This is a genomic window from Paraburkholderia sp. USG1, assembly GCF_031570135.1.
Lineage (GTDB): Bacteria > Pseudomonadota > Gammaproteobacteria > Burkholderiales > Burkholderiaceae > Paraburkholderia > Paraburkholderia dioscoreae.
On record NZ_JAMWXW010000072.1, the window covers coordinates 1 to 2129 of the forward strand.

Annotated in this window: 1 protein-coding gene; it reads right to left on the reverse strand. The window is 67.5% G+C overall.

Going from position 1 to position 2129, the window contains the following annotated elements; all coding sequences use genetic code 11:
• Positions 1–2016, reverse strand: a 2016-nt coding sequence (locus NE850_RS39275) for a hypothetical protein (RefSeq protein ID WP_310700415.1), incomplete at its 3' end; no start/stop codon positions are given.
• Between the last annotated feature and the right edge of the window lie 113 nt (positions 2017–2129).

The window sequence follows — 2129 nt, forward strand, 5'->3', positions numbered from 1 at the left end:
GCCTCCCTGCAAACCGACATTGTTGTGGATCTCCCACCGTCCGGTTTCCGGGTCGCGCCGCACGGGATAGGTGGGACGGCTCGGGTTGGCCGGATCGTAGATCCGGTAGGTGGCATTCTCCTTGTCGTAGCGCACCGCAAAGGCCTGCCCGTCGGCGATGATGAATTTCTGGCCGTTGGCCGCATCGGCATACACACCCGGCGTCGCCGATGGCCCATACGATGCCGGCGCGCGGTTGAGTGCATAGCCTTTGGGCATGCCGCCGGGCGTGAAGGCAGAGCCCGCGCCGCCCTGCGGCGGCTGACCCTGAGGTCCGTTTGCAGCCGGCCCGGCCTGCGGCGCGGTCATGCCGGGGGGCGGTTCCTGCGTCGGGCCGGTGCCGCCGTCAGTGCGGCTCTCAGTGCCGCTGCCCGTGCCATGGACTTCCCCCGGTCCGCCCCCCGGCGCCTCGCCATGCCCGACGACCGGCGGCTTCAGCAGTGCCTCGCCCTCTGGCTCGCCCCTGCCGAGCAGCAACCCGGTAAACATCGCCCCCATGTCGACGTTTTTCACCTGCTGGTCGCTCAGCCCGCCGTGATCCGGAAACTGGACGTCGAGCAGCTGGTTGGCGAACCAGTCCAGGCCGGGGATCGGCGACAGGTCAGCGGCGAAGCGGCCGATGCCGTACAGCACCTGGTCCGCCAGACCCGGAATGGGTTTGCGCAGCATCACCCGGTTCTGCAGCTCGGTATCCCTGAGCACCCCCCGATAACCGGCTGCGAGATTCTGTACGTAGTTCTGATCATATTGCGGGGGATGGGCCGCCACGTCGCTGAGAGTCGTGGCCGGACTGCCCGCGTCCAGATCGGGGCCGGGCGCGGCCATCGTCGAGAGTGCCTGCTGCTCCAGTTTCATGACGCGCCGGTGAATGTCCGAGCCCGGATCCGACATGCCCTGCTGGAACGTCAGCAGATCGCGCGCGCGATCCTCCGGCGGCAGGGTGCGCCCAGTCGAATGGCCACGCTCCTGCTGCGAATAGCCATCGGGCGACAGCAGCTTCTCCATCACCGACTGGTACGGAAACGTCTTCGCGTAGGCCGGCTTGCGCGTGTTCTCGTCCCACTCCGGATCATCGGAGTTGCCCGGCAACTGGATCGTGTCGGCCTGGTATTTCTGCGCGTCGTCGAGCATCTGGTTCACGCGCGCCATGGAGTCGGCCCATTTCTTCTGCTGGGCGGCGTAAATATCCTGCGATTTCTGCAGGATCTGGCTCTGCAGACGCGTCTTGATTCCGCTGCCGCCGGCGAAGGCCTGCTCCCGCTGCGCGGGCGTGGCGCCGGGCGCATTCATCTGCGTCTGGGCGTTGCGCAACGCGGCCATCTGCTGCTGGCCGTTTTCGCCCAGCAACGCGATGCCCACCGGCGCGTTGAATACCGCCTGCATGCGGCTCACCGGGTCCGCCCGCACGCGGCCCAGTTCACGGTTGACGTCGTTCCGCAACGACCTCTGCATGGCGGCATACTGGTCCTGCGGCGCCGTGCGCAGCGCGTTCGCGCGCTGGGCGAACTGGACGCGCCTTGCCTCGCTCATCTGTGCCAGCGCGCCGGCAAACTGCATTTCATCCAGGTTCTTCTTCACCTGCCCGGGCGGCAGGCCGGTCATCGACAGGCGCGCCGTCTGCAGCACGGGCAGCGTGTTGTTCCGGTCGGCGGCCTCGTTGCGCGAGTGCGCGCCACCGTCGTATGTCGTGACCATGGACGTGGCGAACTGCGTTGCCGATATCTGGTCAGGCTGCCGCGTCGCCGCGGCGTGATGATGCTGCAGCGTGTGCGCCGTCGCCGCGCCCTGCGACCTGTTCTGCGACTGGCCCTGGGACTGGGACTGGACCTGGCTGGCGGACGCCCCGGGTCCGGGCTTGTCCGGCGTTGCCGCCTGCGCGCCGCGCGGGGGCGTGGCCAACGGGGCGGAAGTTGTGTTGGGACTGGATGGACCGGGCGATGCAAAGGAACCGGGACCGCTGATCGGGCTGGTTGACATGGTCGCACCTCGATGAGTTGTGGACGAACGGCGCGCGCTGAAAATCCGCTCACCGGCAGCGCCATCAGATCATCGGTACCGCAGCCGCATGTCGTACGGGAATATTAAGTTTG